Consider the following 16,540-nt stretch of genomic DNA (forward strand, 5'->3'; position numbering starts at 1 on the left):
AGTCAGCCTAGCCGCCTCCGCCCCACGCCCCGGTCACGCCCCGCCCCCGCGCCGCAGTCACGCCCCGCCCCCACGCCCCGGTCACGCCCCGCCCCACCACCGCCCACGGCCCTCGCCCCGCCGCAGAGCCGCCCCACCGCCGGAGCCCCGCCGTAGCCCATCCCGCCCTCCGGGAGCCCCGGGCATGGCCAGCACGATGGACGCCGCCGGCGGATGGTGGGCCTTACGCCGATGAGCCTGATGTCTGTGAGTCATCGTGATGACTCACAGACATCAGGCTCATCGGGGAATGTGGCGCCACCGCTCGTCCGGGCTAGGCGGCGGGCCCGGCTGCGCGGAGGGGCTGTGGGGTGGGTTCGGCCGCGCCGAAGGGCTGTGGCGGCGGCCCGGCCGCGCCGAGGGGCTACGGCGGCCGGGCGGCCCTGCGCCGAGGGCTCCGGCGGCTAGGTGGGGCTTCGGCCCAGCATGAGTCCCCGATTTGCCGCAACGGGACCGCAGGCATCTCGCCCTCAGGTCCACCATGCCGGGATGTCATCGACTCGCCTCGTCACCCTTCTCGGCGCTGCCGTGCGGCATCAACGACACCTACGCGACCTGAACCAGCGTCAGTTGGCCGCGCTGGCCGGTGTCGACCAGGCAGCGGTGGCCCGGTTCGAACGCGGTGAGCGAGCCCCGACCATCCCGGTGCTGGAGCGGCTGTTTGCCGCGATGGACGTGCAGTTGGTCATCGGGGTCGAGCCGTTGGACGCGCACCTCGACACCCAGATCGACGACCTGGCCGCCCGGCCGATCGCCGAGCGGATAGACGCGCTTTGCCTGGATCGGCTGCTGGACCGGCTCACCGACTTCCCGCAGGTGATCACCGGATGCGCCGCAGCACTGTTGCAGGGCGCACCGGTGCCGGTCGACGCGCTGGAGATCGCCCTGCGCTGGCAGGACAGCAAACCGTTCACCCGCTGGCTGGAGACGAACTACGGCCAGCGGTGGAACGCCCGCTGGGGTGAGTTCGGTGGAGTCTGGTTGGAGCCCGAGGAGCCCGGCGAACACCTGTGGTCGACCCGGTACGGGGAGATCAGGGCCACGATGTGCGACGAGCTACCCGAGACGATCGAGGTACGCCACGGCGGGCGGAGTTACCAGGTGGTGCCACTTGTCGAACTGGAACTGAGCGAGCCGCGCGCCGCCGAGTTGTTGCGCCGCTACCGGGACCAGCAGTTGGCCAGCGACCGCTGACCCAACTGCCGGTCGAACCCGCCGTGCACCGGCTAAGCCGGCAGTGCGCCCGCTCAGCCTGCGGTGCGCTCCCAGTCGATGGTGGGCAGGCCGGCGTCGGCGAGTGCCTTGTTGGCGGCGCTGAACGGACGACTGCCGAGGAAACCGCGCGGGTTCATCGGGCTGGGGTGGCCCGCCTCCAGCACCACGTGCTGCGGATTGGTGACCAGCGCCGCCTTCTTACGGGCGTAGCCACCCCAGAGCAGGAAGACCACCCGCTCGGGTGCCGCGTCGAGGGCTCGGATGGTCGCGTCGGTGAACTCTTCCCAACCGGCGTTGGCGTGCGAGCCCGGGGTGGCCTGACGGACGGTCAGCACCGCGTTGAGCAGCAGCACACCCTGGGCGGCCCAACCGTCGAGGTTGCCGCTGCGCGGCTTCGGGACGCCCACGTCCTCGCCCAACTCCTTGAAGACGTTGCGCAACGACGGCGGCACCGTCACACCGTCGCGGACGCTGAAGCTCAACCCATGTGCCTGCCCGGCCCGGTGGTAGGGATCCTGCCCGAGGATCAGCACCCGGGTGCCCTGCGGTGGGCAGAGCCGGTATGCCGAGAACAGATCCTCCAGGGGCGGGAAGACGGTCTGCGTCGCGTACTCCCGTGAGACGAACTCGCCCAGCGCGGCGGTGCGTGCCGGGTCGAGGTGCGGGGTGAGCACGGCACGCCACTGCTCCGGCAGCAGGGCCAGCAGATCCAGGGCGGGAACGTCGTCGGGCATTGGCAACCTCTCACAGCGCGGGTCGGTCCCCCGCACTCTAGGCACCGGGTACGACACCAGCCGAACTAGCCCAGGTCGGCGAGCCGCCGGGCCCAGTCGCCGCCGACCGGGTCCAGTTCGACGATGCGGGTGTCGTCGTCGCGGCGGTCGATGCGAACCCGCAGGTGCGCGTCCACCAGCTGCTCCACCAGGCCCTCGCCCCACTCCACCACGGTTACCGAGTCGTCCACCGACGCGTCGAGGTCCAGGTCGTCGATCTCCGCGCGCGGGTCGGTGGCGGCACCCAACCGGTACGCGTCGGCGTGCACCAGTGCCGCCCGGCCGCCTCGGGTCGGATCGGGGCGGTGCACCCGGGCGATCACGAAGGTCGGCGAAGTGATGTCCCCGAGGACACCGAGCCCAGCACCGATGCCCTGGGTGAGCGCGGTCTTACCGGCGCCCAACGGACCGGTCAGCAGCACCAGGTCGCCGGGGCGCAACAGCCCGGCCAGCCGCCGGCCGAAGTCCCGAGTGTCCTCGACGGTCGGCAGCTTGACGACGTGACTCACCGTTCCTCCACGCTCTGCAATGACTCCAGGAACCGCGCCAGGGCGGCGTTGACCTCGTCCGCGTGCTCCAACATGACCACGTGACCGCTGTCCTTGATCTTCACGAACTCGGCATGCGGCACCCGGCGGACGATCTCCTCGGAGTGCGTCACCGGAGTGATCATGTCCTTGTCGCCGACGACCACCAGCACCGGAGTCGCCGCCAGCGCCGCCAGCGCCGGGAAGCGCGAGTGGGTCGCCAGGGTGCGCAGGTAGCGGGTCACCGTATCGGCCGACGTCCGGGAGTTCATCGTCTCCACGTAGGACACCAGCGACGGGCTGGGCTTGCGGGTGCCGAAGCCGTACTTGCGGGTCAACAGCCAGGCCACGTTCGACGTCGACTTGCGGGCCTTGTCGATCACCGGCCCGCCGTAGCGGGTGGCGTTGCTGACCATGTACAGCACCGGGCCACCGACCCGGCCGAGCAGCGCGGGCGCGACCAGCTTGGTCTCCGCGACGAGCCCGCCCGACGTGGCCATCAGCACCGTGCCCACCACCCGGTCACCGAACAACTCCGGGAACAACTCGGCGAACGCCATGATGGTCATGCCACCCATCGAATGGCCGACCAGCACCAGCGGCCCGTCCGGCGCGGTCCGGTCGATGACCTGGCGCAGCGTCTGGCCGAGCACGGTGAGGTCGTACTCGCCGGTCTCCAGCCGGCCGGACCGGCCGTGACCGGGCTGGTCGTACGCCACGATCCGGTAGTCACCGCGGGCGGCGAGCATCTGGCGCTGGAAGTGGAACGTCCCCATGTCCAGGCAGAAGCCGTGCACCAGCACCACCGTCGGGTGCCCCGGCGCCGGCCGGGTCGGCTCGACGACTTCGACGTGGATGTCCGTGCCGTCCGGCAACTCGAGGCGGAACGCCTCGTCGTACCGCTGATTGTCGAACGTCTCGTGCGCGTAGCGGTCGGCCGGGTCGGCCTTGAGCCGGCGGACCAGGGTCCGTTCGGTCGCGACCCCGGCCGCCAGACCCGCGGCGGCCACCCCCACCGCCGCGCCGACGATCCCCGCGACCCGACCCGCGGCCGTCCGGGGACGCGGAATGCGGTAACTCATGGCCGGTCGCCGTCGTAGACCCGGGGCACCCGCGTGCCGCCGAACCGGGTGACGATCTCGTAGTTGATCGTGCCGACCGCGTCGGCCCAGTCGTCCGCGGTCGGTTCGCCGTCGACGCCGCTGCCGAAGAGCGTCGCCACGTCGCCGTCGGCCACCGGGTCGTCGCCGCAGTCGAGCACGAACTGGTCCATGCAGACCCGCCCGGAGATCGTCCGGCGTACGCCGCCGAGCTGCACCGGGCCGGTGTTGGACGCGTGCCGGGGCACCCCGTCGGCGTACCCGAGTGGCACCACGGCCAGGTTCGCGGCGGCTTCCGTCGTGTAGGCGTGCCCGTAGGAGACGCCGGTGCCGGCGGGCACCCGCTTGGTGAGCATCACCCGGGCGCGGGCGGTCATCGCCGGCCGCAGCCCGTACGTCTCGCCGGCCACCGGGGAGAGCCCGTAGATCGACAGGCCGGGGCGGACCAGGTCGAAGTGGGTGTCCGGGCGGGTGAGGGTGGCGGCCGAGTTCGCCAGGTGTCTCCAGCGCGGTCGTAGCCCGGCCCGCTCGACCATGGCCAGCCCTTCGTGGAAGACGGCCAGTTGACGGTCGGTGGTGGGGTGGCCGGGCGAGTCCGCGTACACGAAGTGGCTCCACACGCCGACCACCTCGACCAGGCCGTCGGCCTGCGCCTTCGCGGCGGCGTCGAGCAGCGCGGGCCAGTCGGCGACGGTCGCGCCGCCCCGGGACAACCCCGTATCGATCTTGAGGTGCAGACGGGCGGGACGCCCGGCGAGGCGACTCGCCTCGATCATCTCGTCCAGTTGCGCCAGGCTGGCCGTGCCCAGGTCCACCCCGGCGCTGACCCCCTCGTGCAGCGGCAACCCGGGTGCGAGCAGCCAGGCCAGCACCGGCACGGTCACCCCGGACCGGCGCAGGGTGAGCGCCTCGTCGAGGGTGCAGACACCGAGCCAGTTCGCGCCGGCGTCGAGCGCAGCGCGGGCGGCCGGAAGCATGCCGTGGCCGTACCCGTCGGCCTTCACCACCGCCATCAACTCGGCGGTGGTGCCGGAGCGGAGCTTGCTCACGTTCTCGCGGATGGCGTCAAGATCGACGCGTACCTCGGCCTGCCACATGCACCCAGCCTACTTTCCGCCGTGATCACCGCGGGCGGCGACGCACGTGCCGACGTGGCAATCCGGTCACCGCGCCAGGAGCCGACCCGATCAGCCCAACCGGGCCAGCACCGGGCGCAACGCGGTCGCCACGTCGGGCGCGGTCACCGGCCCGCCCCGGGCCGCCTCCCGCCCGGCGAGCCCATGCAGGTACGCGGCCGACGCCGCGGCCCGGTCGGCGGGCACCCCGGCGGCCAGCAGCGAGCCGAGCAGCCCGGCCAACACGTCGCCGGTGCCGCCGGTGGCCAGCGCCGGGGTTCCGGTCGGGTTGACGTACGCCCGACCGTCCGGCGTGCCGATCACCGTGCGATCGCCCTTGAGCAGCACCACCGCGTTCATCCAGGCGGCCAGTCGCAGCGCGGAGCCGACCCGGTCGGCGCCCGGCTCCTCCCCGCAGAGACGGGTGAACTCCCGGTCGTGCGGGGTGACCACGATCGGCGCGTCCCGACCCCGCAACCGGTCGGCGAGCGAGCCGTCCACCAGCAGGGTCAGCGCGTCGGCGTCGAGCACCACCGGCACCGGGGCGGCCAGTACGGCACGCAGCTCGGCCGCCGCGTCGGCACCGGTGCCCAGCCCGGAGCCGCAGACCCAGGCCTGCACCCGGCCCGCGTCGGCGACCCGATCACTGGCGATCACCGAGGGGTGCTGGTGCAGCACCTCGGCGCGGGCGCTGCCGGCGTAACGGACCAGACCGGTCGGCCCGGCCAGCGCGCCGCCCACGGAGAGCACCGCCGCACCGGGGTAGGTCGCCGAGCCGGTCGCCACCCCCACCACCCCGCGGGTGTACTTCTCCGATGCCGGGCCCAGTTCGGGCCACCAGTCGACCAGGTCGGACCACTCGGTGACCCGCATCGCCGGGGTGCCGCGCAGCCACGGCCGCAACCCGATGTCGACCAGCTCGACCTGCCCGGCCAGCGCGGCGGCCGGCCCGACCACCAGGGCGGGCTTCAGCGCGCCGAAGGTCACCGTCACGTCGGCGCGGACCGCGGTGGGCCGGCCGGACGCGGACAGCGGCACGTGACCGGTGTCGACAGCGACCCCGCTGGGCACGTCGACCGCCAGCACGGTGGCCCGCTGTCCGTCGCTGCCGCGCAGGTCACCGAGGCGCTGGACCAGCTCGTCCGCGTTCGCCCGTAGCCCGCCGGTGCCGCCGATGCCGACGATCCCGTCGAGGACCAGGTCGACGGGGCCGGCCGGATCCGGCACCAGCCGGCCGCCGGCGGCGCGCAGCGCGGCCAGACCGGCGGCGTGTGCCCGCCCGGGGGTGAGCAGCAGGGCGGACACGTGGACGCCTCGGCGGGCCAGCCGTTCCCCCGCGTACAGCGCGTCGCCGCCGTTGTCGCCGGAGCCGACCAGCAGCAGCACCCGAGCCCCGTAGACACCGCCCCGCTCGGCGAGCAGAAGCGCGGCACGGCGGGCCAGGCCGGCGGCGGCCCGCTGCATCAGCGTCCCCTCCGGCAGCGTGGCCATCAACCCCGCCTCGGCCGCCCGTACGTCGGCCACCCGCCACACCGCTCTCATGCCACCGTGTCCCATTCCGTTCGCGGGCGGACCGCATCGGCCCGCCCGGCCGACGTCATCGTTCCGCGACCACCATCGCCGACGCGATCCCGCCGTCGTGCGACAACGAGAGATGCCAGTGGTTGACCCCGCGCGCCTCGGCTGCCGCCGCGACCGTGCCGGAGACCGCCAGCCAGGGGCGGCCATCCGGGTCGGCCACGATCTCGCAGTCGTGCCAGTTCAGCCCGGCCGGGGCGCCGAGCGCCTTGGCCACCGCCTCCTTGGCGGCGAACCGGGCGGCGAGCGACTCGGGCGAGCGCGGGTTGCCGGCGCGGGTGTGCCGCTCGGCCTCGGTGAAGAGCCGGCCGGCGAGCAGCGGCGTCCGTGCCAGGGCCCGGGCGAACCGGTCGACCAGGACGACGTCGATGCCGACAGCGACGATCACCACACCACCCTACCGGCGGTGCGGGCCGCAGATTAGCCGTCGGGCTCGCGCTGGGCAACGCCTGTGGACAGCCCGGGGTACGCGGCGACGTCGGCTGTCCACATGGCATCCCGCACCTGCTGGTACGCGCTTAGCGTCAGCGCGTCGATGCCGATCGTCCACGGGGGTGTGGTCATGACCGACGAGCCGTTAGCCGTCCGGCCGGAGGAGTTGCGGGCGGTGGCCGTCCTGCTCGACGACGAGGCGCGCCGGTTGGCGGTTGGCCTCGCGGGGTCTCCCGGGCTGGTGGTGGCGGCGCCCGACTGGCGAGCGGGCGCGGCCCTGGCCGGGTTGGAGGCGGCCGGGCACGCCTGGTTCTGCCGGCTGGGCGCCCGGGTCGCGGCGGCCTCCGACGGGGTTCGGGCATCTGCCGAGGCGTACGAGACGGTGGACGACCGGGCCGCCGACCGGTTCGCCGCGCTGCCCCGGTGAGCGGCGTCGGCTACCGACAGCTGTGGGCTGTCGACCCGGACGGGTGGCGGACCGCCGGTGCGGCGTGGGCGGGTTTGAGCGGGCCGCTCGACCGGCGCGTCGACGGGCTGCGGACCAGCGGAGGGCGGTTGCGGGGCGGTTGGTCGGGCGGGGCAGCCACGGCGGCGGACACCCGGCTCGCCGGTCTCCGTGACGAGCTGGCGTCGGTCGCACCCGCGCTGATCGAGGTCGACCAGGTGCTGGCCGAGTTGGCCGGTCGGCTGGCCGGGGCGAAGGCACGGCTCACCGAGGCGGTCGCGCAGGCCGATGCGGCCGGCCTGCTGGTGGACCGCTCGGGCCGGGTGCACCTCGATCCCGCCCGGGTCCGGCCCACCGACCGGGCAGGTGTGGCAGCGGCGGCGATGGCGGCGGCTGGGGTGGCCGCGGCCCTGGGGGCCGCGCTCGACGGGGCGGCGGCGGCCGACCGGGTCGCCGCCGACCGGTTGGCTGAGCTGGCCCGGGCCGCCGACACCGGCTGGGCGTCCCCACCGCCGCCGGGCCGACCGGCCCCGGGTGCCGCGCCCGCGCTGGTGAGCGCCTGGTGGTCCGGGTTGACCCCGGCGCAGCGACGGTGGTTGATCGGCCGTGAGCCGGCCCTGGTCGGCCGGTTGGATGGGCTGCCGGCGGCCGCCCGCGACCAGGCCAATCGGTTGCGGCTCGACGGCTGGCGGGCGGAGTTGCTGGCCGAGCGGCGTCGGCTGTTGTCCCGGGTGCCGCCGGGGCCGCTCGCGGCGATCCGGCTGCACGGGGTGTCCGGACGGTTGGCCGGCCTGGACGCGCTGGTCGAGCGGCTGACGTCCGGCGGTGCGCCGCGCGCGTACCTGCTCGGGTTGGATCCGGCCGGTGAGGGGCGGGCGGTGGTGGCGCTCGGCGACCCGGACCACGCCGACCGGGTGTTGACCTATGTGCCGGGGATGACCGCCGGCCTGGACGACGCCCCCGGCGAGCTGGGCAGGGCGGCCCGGGTGCTGGGCCGGTGCGCGGCGCTCGCCCCGGGTGAGCGCAGCGCGGCGGTGCTCTGGTTGGACTACGACGCCCCGGATCTGCTGACCGAGGCCGCTTCGGCGGGTCAGGCCCGGGACGCCGGCCCGGCCTTGCACCGCTTCCAGGAGGGGCTGCGCGTCAGCCACGACGGGCCACCGGCCCGGCAGACCGTGCTCGGGCACAGCTACGGGTCGCTGGTGGTGGGTGTGGCGGCCCGGGAGCACGGGCTCGCCGCCGACGCGCTGATCTTCGTGGGTTCGCCCGGTGTGGGCACGTCGCACGCCGCCGAGTTGGGCGTGCCACCGGGGGAGGTCTGGGCGAGCAGCGCTCCCGACGACGTGATCCGGGCGGCTCGGCCCGTGGACGAGCTGGGGCGACGGGCCCTGTTCGGCGCGGCACCGCTCGCCGCGGTGCTGGGCTGGCCCGGTCGCACGGGGCACGAGCTGTGGTTCGGTCACGACCCGGCCGACCCCGGTTTCGGTGGGCGGGTGTTCCCGAGTGGTCGCGGTGGGCACACCGGCTACTGGGAGGCGGGAAACCCGGCGTTGGACGGGATGGCCCGGGTCGTGCTGGGCCGCCCGCTGTGACGACGGAACCCCGGCCGCCGTGGGGTGCGGTGACCGGGGTTCCGGGAGGTGAACGGTGGTTACTCGACGGTGACCGACTTGGCCAGGTTGCGGGGCTGGTCCACGTCGTGCCCCCGGGCGTCGGCGATTTCGGCGGCGAGCACCTGCAACGGCACGGTCGTGACGAGCGGGGCCAACAGGGTGGGCGTCCGCGGCACGTAGATCAGGTGGTCGGCGTACCGGACGACGGCCTGGTCGCCCTCCTCCGCGATGACGATGGTCCGCGCGCCACGGGCCCGGACCTCCTGGATGTTGGAGACGACCTTGTCGTGCAGCATGCCCCGGCCGACCGGCGAAGGCACCACGCAGATCACCGGGGTGCCCTTGTCGATCAGGGCGATCGGGCCGTGCTTCAGCTCACCGGCCGCGAAGCCCTCGGCGTGCATGTACGCCAACTCCTTGAGCTTCAGCGCACCTTCCAGGGCCACCGGGTAGCCGACGTGCCGGCCGATGAACAGCACCGTCGGCTCGGACTTCAGCTCCCGGGCCAGCTCGCGGACGGGCTCGATCCGGTCGAGCAGCTCGCGCAGCTTGCCGGGAATCTCCTGCAACTGCGCGACCACCGCGCCCACCTCGTCGGCGAACTTGATCCCGCGCACCTGGGCCAGGTGCAGGCCGATCAGATAGCAGGCGACGACCTGGGTGAGGAACGCCTTGGTGGAGGCGACGGCGATCTCCGGCCCACCGTGGGTGTAGAGCACGGCGTCGGATTCGCGCGGGATGGTCGAGCCGTTGGTGTTGCAGACCGCCAGCACCCGGGCCTTCTGGTCCTTGGCGTGGCGCAGCGCCATCAGGGTGTCCATCGTCTCGCCGGACTGCGAGATGACCACGATCAGCGTGGACCGGTCGAGCACCGGGTCGCGGTAGCGGAACTCGCTGGCCAGCTCCACCTCGCACGGGATCCGGGTCCAGTGCTCGATGGCGTACTTGGCGACCAGGCCGGCGTGGTACGCCGTGCCGCAGGCCACGATGAAGATCTTGTCGACGTCGCGCAGATCCTGGTCGCTGAGGCGGACCTCGTCGAGGGCGATCTCTCCGCTCTCGGTGAGCCGGCCGAGCAGCGTGTCGGCGATGGCCTGCGGCTGCTCCTCGATCTCCTTGAGCATGAACCAGTCGTAGCCGCCCTTCTCCGCGGCAGAGGAGTCCCAGTCGATGTGGAAGTCCTTGCCGGCGGCGGGCTGGCCCTCGAAGTCGGTGATCTCGATGGTGTCGCTGGTGATCAGCACGATCTGGTCCTGGCCCAGCTCGACCGCTTCCCGGGTGTGCTCGATGAACGCGGCAACGTCGCTGGCCAGGTAGTTCTCCCCGTCGCCCCGGCCGACCACCAGCGGCGAGTTGCGGCGGGCGCCGACGACCGCACCGGGCACGGCGGCGTCCACAGCGAGCAGGGTGAACGCGCCCTCCAGCCGTTGGCAGACCACCCGCATGGCGGCGGAGAGCAGCTGCGGGCTGTCCGGCTGGCCGGCCGCGCGCAGCTCGGCCAGTGCGGCGGCGAGCAGGTGCGCGGCGCACTCGGTGTCGGTGTCGCTGCTGAACTGGACGCCGTCGGCCTCCAGCTCGGCGCGGAGCTTGGCGAAGTTCTCGATGATGCCGTTGTGGATCACCGCGACCCGCCCGTCGGCGGCGACGTGTGGGTGGGCGTTGCGGTCGGTCGGGCCGCCGTGGGTGGCCCACCGGGTGTGCCCGATGCCGGTGGTGCCGTCACCGATGCCGATCGGGCTGGCCGCGCAGGAGGTCGGGTCGTCGGCGGCCCGCTCGGACAGCACCTTCTCCAGGTTGGCCAGCTTGCCGGCCTTCTTCTCGGTCAGCAGCTGATCCTCGCAGACGATCGCGACGCCTGCCGAGTCGTAGCCGCGGTACTCCAGCCGCCGCAGCCCGTCGAGGACGATGCCGAGTGCGGGGCGTGCGCCCGCGTATCCCACGATTCCACACATGGCCCGCAGCCTAACCCAGTTTCACTCATGATGTGTGCTCGAAAGTCGGGTTATCAATCACGGAATCTGAGCGATCGAGGGCCGGCGGGCCGCAAACCGGGACGACCTACGCGGCCCACCTCGGGTCCGCCGGGGACGAGGGGGTTGCGGCACGCCTTCGGGTACGACAGTCTCTCGGCGGGTTCGGCGTGCCGCTCCACGGCTCGTTCGTCCCATACCCACTCCCGCCCGGAGCAGCCATGTCCGACGCGCCCCCGCCCGATCCGTCCCCCGCTCCCCCACCGGACCCGCCAGCCGGCAACGCGTCGGGGCCCCCGGGCGCGGGCTCTCCGGCCGCAGATCCGGCAGCACCGCCGGCGGCTCAGTTCCCGCCACCCGACCCACTGGCCCCGGGCCAACCCTGGGCACCACAGGCACCGTGGACACCAGCACCGTGGACGCCGGTGCCACCGTCCGCGCCGTGGGCACCGCCGCCGCCGGCGACCCAGTGGACGCCCCAACCGCCCGCCGCGCCCGGGACGCCGCCCTCGCCACCCGATGCCTCCGAGTCGACGCCCGCCGGGCCACCGTCACCCGGCTGGCCCACGCCCGACGAGGGCCCCGCGCCCAGCGGCGAGCCGCCGACCTACCCGCCGGCCGCCACCTGGCCGCAGCCAACCGGGTTGCCGCCCACCGGCTGGCCCACGCCCACCGGCTGGCCCACGCCCACCGGGCCGCCCGGCGGGTGGTCGCCCCCGCCCGGGTATCCGCCCCCGCCCGGGTATCCGCCCCCGCCCGGTTATCCGCCGCCGTACGCCTACCCCGGCCCTCCCCAGGCCGGCGGCGCTCCGACCACGCACAGCGGCCGGGCGGTCGGGATCGTCATCGCCGTCTTCGTGGCGCTGGTGCTGGCCGTCTGCGGCTGCCTCTGCGCGGGCAGCCTGCTGCTCGACGACGGCAGTCAGGACTCGTTCTCCGAGGAGCCCTGGGTCGTTCCCGACGAACCAGCATCGGGGTCGACGGTGAGAGCCAGGTGACGCTAGGGCTCGGGCAGTGGGTGGCCGTAGGCTGGCGCGGGTGATGACGAGCACCGATGTCGACCCGCTGGTGGCCCGGATGCGGCCGTTCGGCACGACGATCTTCGCCGAGATGTCCGCCCTCGCCGTGCGCACCGGCGCGGTCAACCTCGGCCAGGGGTTTCCCGACACCGACGGTCCGCCGGAGATGCTGGCCGCCGCCGCCGAGGCGCTGCGTGGCGGGCAGAACCAGTACCCGCCCGGCCCGGGGATCCCCGCCCTGCGTGCGGCGGTCGCCGCCCATCAGCGGCGGTTCCACGACCTGGCGTACGACCCGGACAGCGAGATCGTGATCACGGCCGGCGCGACCGAGGCGGTGGCCGCGAGCATCCTCGCCCTCTGCGAACCGGGCGACGAAGTGGTCTGCTTCGAGCCGTACTACGACTCGTACGCCGCCTCGATCGCACTGGCCGGCGCGGTCCGCCGGCCAGTGACGCTGCGCCCATCGGCCGACGGTCGGTACGCCTTCGACCCGGCAGCGCTGCGCGCGGCGTTCGGCCCCCGCACCCGGCTGGTGCTGCTCAACTCACCGCACAATCCGACCGGCAAGGTCTTCACCCCGGCCGAGTTGGCGCAGATCGCCGAGTTGTGCCAGGAGTTCGGCACGTACGCGGTCACCGACGAGGTGTACGAGCACCTGGTCTTCACCGACGCGGCGAGCCCACACGTGTCGCTGGCCAGCCTGCCCGGGATGTGGGAGCGGACGCTGCGCATCTCGTCGGCCGGCAAGACGTTCTCCTGCACGGGGTGGAAGGTCGGCTGGGCGAGCGGCCCGGCGGCGCTGGTCTCGGCGGTGCTGCGGGTGAAGCAGTTCCTCACCTACGTCAACGCCGCGCCACTGCAACCGGCGGTGGCCGTGGCGCTGGCCCTGCCGGACGACTACTACACCGGCTTCCGGGACAGCCTCCAGCAGCGGCGTGACCAGCTCGTCGGTGGTCTCACCGACGCCGGTTTCGACGTGCTCGACTCGGAGGGGACATACTTCGTCACCGCCGACATCACCGCTCTCGGTGGCCGGGACGGGGTGGAGTTCTGCTGGTCGCTGCCGGAGCGCTGCGGTGTGGTGGCGGTGCCCACGCAGGTCTTCTACGACGACACCGACGCGGGGCGGCGGCTGGTCCGGTTCGCCTTCTGCAAGCGTCCCGAGGTGCTGAGCGAGGCGGTCACCCGGCTGCGCGCTCTGGCCCCGAGCCGCTGACCCGCCCAGAGTCGATCGGCTCCGGGTCGGTAGCCGACTGATCCGCCACCGCCGCCGCGAGTCGGGCGAGCAGTTGGCCTTCGTCACCGAGCAGCGCCGACTCGGCGTCGTCCACGAACGACAGGTCCGCGGTCACGTGCCGGCTGGCCGCGGTGAGCAGCAACCCGACCACCGGGTCCTCGGCGGCACGCCGCAGGCCGTCCAGGTTGCGCAGTTCGCGCAGCAGGTGCCCACGCTGGTTGCTCAGCACCGCGCGAACCGTCGCCGCGGAGCCTGACCGGGCGGCGGCGGTGACCTTGAGGAAGAAGTCGTCCCGGAATCCGCCGCTGCGGGGGCTCGGCTCGGCCAGCCACCGGGCCAACTCCGCGCGGCCGGCAGGGGTGATCTCGTAGACCACCCGATCCGGTTTGATCGGCTGCGGTTGCCGTTCGGCGACGACCAACTCGTCCCGGGAGAGCCGGTCGAGGATCTGGTAGAGGTGACCGATGTTCAACGGGCCCCACTGTGGGCCGACGGCGGCCTCGAACGCGCTCTTGAGCTGGTAGCCGTGGCTGGGGCCACCAGTGAGCAGCGCGAGGACAGCGTGCTGGATCGCCATGTCACCTCCGGTACGGGTCTTGCATTGTCACAATGTATCGCGCAGAGTGGGAGCCAGCACACGGGGAGGCGCGATGCTTGGCTTCATCTGGAGGCAGCTGCGCGGTCGTGCGGGGCGGTCGGTGGCGTTGTTGGCCGGCGTGCTGGTGGCCACCACCGGCTTCGTGGTCCTGACTGGCGCCACCACCACCTCTCACCTGGACGTCATTGGCACCGTCGAGCGCAACACCCAGGTGGCCTACGAGATCCTGGTGCGTCCGCACGGGACCCGCACGCCGCTGGAGGCCGAGCGCGGGCTGGTCCGCCCCAACTATCTCTCCGGGCTCTTCGGCGGCATCACCACCGAGCAGTACGAGCAGGTGAAGCAGGTCCCCGGCATCGAGGTGGCGGCCCCGATCGCGATGCTCGGCTATTCCACCACTCTGCTGCCGACGCCGATCGACCTGACCGAGGCCGTCGACCGCTCGCTGGACCAGCAGGTCATCCGGGTCGACCCGACCTTTCACGCCGAACGCGGTCTCTCCAGCGCACCAGGCAAACCCCGGTACGTGTACGTGACCACGAAGCCGTTGATCTACCCCCGGATCGAACAGGGCTTCGACAGTGCCGCCGTGCCGTACTCCGATGGGCGGTCCTACCCCGCGTCGGACACCTGCGGGCCGGTCCCCCGTGAGGTGCAGCCGAACGGGCGCAGCCTCCCCATCTGCGATCCGGGATACGCGCTGCTGGGCAACCCGGGCACCTACTCCGAGCGCGAGGACTGGTCCCTGCACGCCGTCCACCTGCGGCCCGACGGCCGGTTCCAAGCCGACTCCTCCGTCCTCGCTACCGACCGGGACAACACCTCGGCACCCAGCGACCGCCTGGTGATGGCGTACGACCTGACCGTGCCGTTCCTCCTGGCCGCTGTGGACCCAGCTGCCGAGGAACAACTCGTCGGACTCGACGACGCCGTGGTCACGGGTCGATCCATCCGCACCGACGACACGGTCGCCGTCAATCGCGGGGGCACAGTGGATTACCACCAGATCCCGGTCCTCGTCACCAACCGACCCTTCATCGACGTGTCGCTGACGGCCAGGTTCAGCCGGCTCGCGATCAGCCCCGCAGGGGTGGAGGTGATCGACCTGGAGGAGACGTTGAGCCGCCCCGCGGGCACTCCCGCCGGGTCCGGTCGGTACGACCTCACCGCCGGGCACGGGGCGATGCTCGCCGAGGAGCTTCTCCAGGCCGGGTGCTGCCGCGGCCAACTTCAGACGGTCGTTCAGTCGGCCGAGGTGCAGTACGACCAGCTACCCGACGGCAGCCTGCGGGCCCGCCCACAACCGCCCGGCGACCCCCAGGTGTACGGCAGGATGGAGACGTTCAACCCGCTGCCCCGACCCTGGCTCGCCGACGACACCGGTTCCCGATCGATCCGGGCGCTGCCGCTACCCACCGGCGCGAGCACCCCCAATCGCTTCTGGCGAGCCGTCGGCGTCTTCGATCCGGGCCGGCTGGCCGGGTTCAGTGACCTCGGCCAACTGCCGCTGGAGACCTACCAGGCACCGACGGCAGAGGGTGCCGACGACCGCAGCCGGGCAGCGCTCGGCGGTCAGCCGCTGACCCCCAGCGGCAATCCGGCCGGTTATCTCTCCGCGCCGCCGCTGCTCCTCACCAACCTCGGCAGCGTGCCGAAACTCCTGACGGGTGGCGGCGGGTCACAGGCCAAGGCCCCGATCAGCGCGATCCGGGTACGGGTGGCCGACGTGGGCGGCTACAGCGAGCGGTCGGCCGAGCAGGTCCGACTGGTCGCCGAGCAGATCGCGGCACGCACCGGACTGGACGTCGACATCACACTCGGCTCGTCGGGGGCGCCGCAGACCGTGGAGCTGCCCGCCGGCTCGTTCGGCCGGCCGATGCTGCGGCTGACCGAGAACTGGTCGGCACTCGGCGTGGCATCGGTCATCACCCAGGCGGTGGACCGCAAGAGCATGGTGCTCTTTGTGCTGGTCCTGGTGGTCTGCGTCCTCTTCCTCGGCAACGCGGTCAGCGCCGCCGTCCGCGACCGGCGCTCCGAACTGGCGGTGCTCTCCTGTCTCGGCTGGCCGGTCCGCCGCATCGCGGCGCTGATCCTGGGCGAGGTCGCCCTGCTCGGGCTCGTCGCCGGTCTGCTCGCGCTGGTCCTCGCGATTCCGCTGGGCATCGCGCTTGGCATCGACGTCGACTGGCGGCGCGCCGCCCTGGCCGTACCCGTCGCCCTGCTGCTCGCGGTGGCCGCGGGCCTGGTGCCGGCGCTGCGGGCCGCGCGCACCCACCCGGCCGCCGCCCTCCGCCCGATCGTCGCTCCCGCCGGCTGGGTACGCCGGCCACGCACCCTCTTCGGGTTGGCGCTGGTGAATCTGGCCCGCACCCCCGGGCGCACGTTCCTCGGCGCCGGAGCGCTGGCGATCGGGGTGGCCGCGCTGACGCTGGTCACCGCCGCAGCGTGGGCGTTCCGGGGCGCGATCGTCGGCAGTCTGCTCGGCGACGTGGTCTCACTGAGCGTGCGCGGCGCGGACACCGTGGCCGCCGCGGCCACCGTGCTGCTCGGTGCCGCCGCGGTGGCGGACGTGCTCTACCTGAACATCCGTGACCGGGCCGCCGAGTTGGCCACCCTGCGGGCGATCGGCTGGACGGACGCCGAACTCGGCCGGCTCGTCGGCTACGAAGGGCTGGCGCTGGGGCTTGTCGGCTCGACGACCGGCGCTGCGATTGGCCTGGCCAGCGCGGGTTGGCTGATCGGCGCCCTTCCCGGCGTGCTGCTTTTGGTGGCCGCGCTGGTCGCGCTGGCGGGCGCGCTGGTGAGCGCCGCCGCCGCGCTGGTGCCCACCGCCCTGTTGCCGCGCCTACGACCCGCCCGACTTCTGGCAGAGGAGTAGC

15 protein-coding genes are annotated in these 16,540 nt (G+C 73.3%); 6 read left to right on the forward strand and 9 right to left on the reverse strand.

What is annotated here, in order from left to right:
* The first annotated feature begins 528 nt into the window (after positions 1 to 528).
* Positions 529 to 1,233 (forward strand): helix-turn-helix domain-containing protein, encoded by a 705-nt coding sequence (locus EV382_RS21530; RefSeq protein WP_130404614.1) that lies wholly within the window; start codon positions 529 to 531, stop codon positions 1,231 to 1,233.
* A gap of 53 nt (positions 1,234 to 1,286) precedes the next feature.
* Here the strand turns inward: EV382_RS21530 and ung are convergent, their stop codons facing one another.
* From ung to EV382_RS32865, 7 genes are all read right to left on the reverse strand, one after another.
* Positions 1,287 to 1,988, reverse strand: coding sequence for a uracil-DNA glycosylase (gene ung, locus EV382_RS21535; RefSeq protein ID WP_130404616.1), 702 nt, complete (start codon positions 1,986 to 1,988; stop codon positions 1,287 to 1,289).
* Positions 1,989 to 2,053: 65 nt separating this feature from the next.
* Entirely contained in the window at positions 2,054 to 2,536 is a 483-nt protein-coding gene (gene tsaE, locus EV382_RS21540; RefSeq protein WP_130404618.1) for a tRNA (adenosine(37)-N6)-threonylcarbamoyltransferase complex ATPase subunit type 1 TsaE, read from the reverse strand.
* On the reverse strand, positions 2,533 to 3,636 hold the full coding sequence (locus EV382_RS21545; protein WP_130404620.1) for an alpha/beta fold hydrolase: 1,104 nt from the start codon (positions 3,634 to 3,636) through the stop codon (positions 2,533 to 2,535). Before EV382_RS21545 ends, tsaE begins: the two co-directional genes overlap by 4 nt.
* A complete protein-coding gene (gene alr, locus EV382_RS21550; RefSeq protein WP_130404622.1) occupies positions 3,633 to 4,751 on the reverse strand; it encodes an alanine racemase in 1,119 nt (372 codons plus the stop codon). Before alr ends, EV382_RS21545 begins: the two co-directional genes overlap by 4 nt.
* A 90-nt stretch (positions 4,752 to 4,841) precedes the next feature.
* Complete coding sequence (locus tag EV382_RS21555) at positions 4,842 to 6,311, reverse strand: NAD(P)H-hydrate dehydratase (protein ID WP_130404624.1); 1,470 nt, start codon at positions 6,309 to 6,311, stop codon at positions 4,842 to 4,844.
* Positions 6,312 to 6,366: 55 nt separating this feature from the next.
* Positions 6,367 to 6,735, reverse strand: coding sequence for a holo-ACP synthase (locus EV382_RS21560; protein ID WP_130404626.1), 369 nt, complete (start codon positions 6,733 to 6,735; stop codon positions 6,367 to 6,369).
* Positions 6,736 to 6,767: 32 nt separating this feature from the next.
* Positions 6,768 to 6,911 (reverse strand): hypothetical protein, encoded by a 144-nt coding sequence (locus EV382_RS32865; RefSeq protein ID WP_165435839.1) that lies wholly within the window; start codon positions 6,909 to 6,911, stop codon positions 6,768 to 6,770.
* Between EV382_RS32865 and EV382_RS21565 the strand changes: the two genes are divergently transcribed.
* Both EV382_RS21565 and EV382_RS21570 read left to right on the forward strand, forming a co-directional pair.
* A complete protein-coding gene (locus EV382_RS21565) occupies positions 6,910 to 7,206 on the forward strand; it encodes a hypothetical protein (RefSeq protein WP_130404628.1) in 297 nt (98 codons plus the stop codon). The two genes, EV382_RS32865 and EV382_RS21565, sit on opposite strands and share 2 nt — an antisense overlap.
* Positions 7,203 to 8,816, forward strand: a complete 1,614-nt coding sequence (locus EV382_RS21570) for an alpha/beta hydrolase (protein ID WP_130404630.1) — start codon at positions 7,203 to 7,205, stop codon at positions 8,814 to 8,816. The genes EV382_RS21565 and EV382_RS21570 overlap by 4 nt, the downstream gene beginning before the upstream one ends.
* Positions 8,817 to 8,875: 59 nt before the next feature.
* On the opposite strand, the gene glmS is transcribed toward EV382_RS21570, so the two are convergent.
* Positions 8,876 to 10,789, reverse strand: coding sequence for a glutamine--fructose-6-phosphate transaminase (isomerizing) (gene glmS, locus EV382_RS21575; protein WP_130404632.1), 1,914 nt, complete (start codon positions 10,787 to 10,789; stop codon positions 8,876 to 8,878).
* A gap of 443 nt (positions 10,790 to 11,232) precedes the next feature.
* On the opposite strand from glmS, the gene EV382_RS32870 reads away from it, so the two are divergent.
* The gene (locus EV382_RS32870) at positions 11,233 to 11,805 is read left to right on the forward strand and encodes a hypothetical protein (RefSeq protein WP_165435840.1); all 573 of its coding nucleotides are present in this window, start codon (positions 11,233 to 11,235) and stop codon (positions 11,803 to 11,805) included.
* Between the two features lie 43 nt (positions 11,806 to 11,848).
* On the forward strand, positions 11,849 to 13,042 hold the full coding sequence (locus tag EV382_RS21580) for a pyridoxal phosphate-dependent aminotransferase (RefSeq protein ID WP_130404634.1): 1,194 nt from the start codon (positions 11,849 to 11,851) through the stop codon (positions 13,040 to 13,042).
* Here the strand turns inward: EV382_RS21580 and EV382_RS21585 are convergent.
* Positions 13,008 to 13,640, reverse strand: coding sequence for a PadR family transcriptional regulator (locus EV382_RS21585; protein ID WP_130404636.1), 633 nt, complete (start codon positions 13,638 to 13,640; stop codon positions 13,008 to 13,010). The two genes, EV382_RS21580 and EV382_RS21585, sit on opposite strands and share 35 nt — an antisense overlap.
* Before the next feature lie 73 nt (positions 13,641 to 13,713).
* Here EV382_RS21585 and EV382_RS21590 point away from each other — a divergent pair, with 73 nt between their 5' ends.
* Positions 13,714 to 16,539: an ABC transporter permease gene (locus EV382_RS21590; protein ID WP_165435841.1), complete on the forward strand. Its 2,826-nt coding sequence runs from the start codon at positions 13,714 to 13,716 to the stop codon at positions 16,537 to 16,539.
* The last annotated feature ends 1 nt before the right edge of the window (position 16,540 follow it).

This window comes from Micromonospora violae, from assembly GCF_004217135.1.
GTDB classification, from domain to species: Bacteria; Actinomycetota; Actinomycetes; order Mycobacteriales; family Micromonosporaceae; genus Micromonospora; species Micromonospora violae.

Bases quoted from the DNA above. Each gene is read 5' to 3' on its own strand.
- ung (WP_130404616.1), bottom strand. From the start codon at position 1,988: ATGCCCGACGACGTTCCCGCCCTGGATCTGCTGGCCCTGCTGCCGGAG.
- alr (WP_130404622.1), bottom strand. From the start codon at position 4,751: ATGTGGCAGGCCGAGGTACGCGTCGATCTTGACGCCATCCGCGAGAAC.
- EV382_RS21565 (WP_130404628.1), top strand. From the start codon at position 6,910: ATGACCGACGAGCCGTTAGCCGTCCGGCCGGAGGAGTTGCGGGCGGTG.
- EV382_RS21590 (WP_165435841.1), top strand. From the start codon at position 13,714: ATGCTTGGCTTCATCTGGAGGCAGCTGCGCGGTCGTGCGGGGCGGTCG.
- EV382_RS21530 (WP_130404614.1), top strand. From the start codon at position 529: ATGTCATCGACTCGCCTCGTCACCCTTCTCGGCGCTGCCGTGCGGCAT.
- EV382_RS21545 (WP_130404620.1), bottom strand. From the start codon at position 3,636: ATGAGTTACCGCATTCCGCGTCCCCGGACGGCCGCGGGTCGGGTCGCG.
- EV382_RS21580 (WP_130404634.1), top strand. From the start codon at position 11,849: ATGACGAGCACCGATGTCGACCCGCTGGTGGCCCGGATGCGGCCGTTC.
- EV382_RS21555 (WP_130404624.1), bottom strand. From the start codon at position 6,311: ATGAGAGCGGTGTGGCGGGTGGCCGACGTACGGGCGGCCGAGGCGGGG.
- EV382_RS21585 (WP_130404636.1), bottom strand. From the start codon at position 13,640: ATGGCGATCCAGCACGCTGTCCTCGCGCTGCTCACTGGTGGCCCCAGC.
- glmS (WP_130404632.1), bottom strand. From the start codon at position 10,789: ATGTGTGGAATCGTGGGATACGCGGGCGCACGCCCCGCACTCGGCATC.
- EV382_RS32865 (WP_165435839.1), bottom strand. From the start codon at position 6,911: ATGACCACACCCCCGTGGACGATCGGCATCGACGCGCTGACGCTAAGC.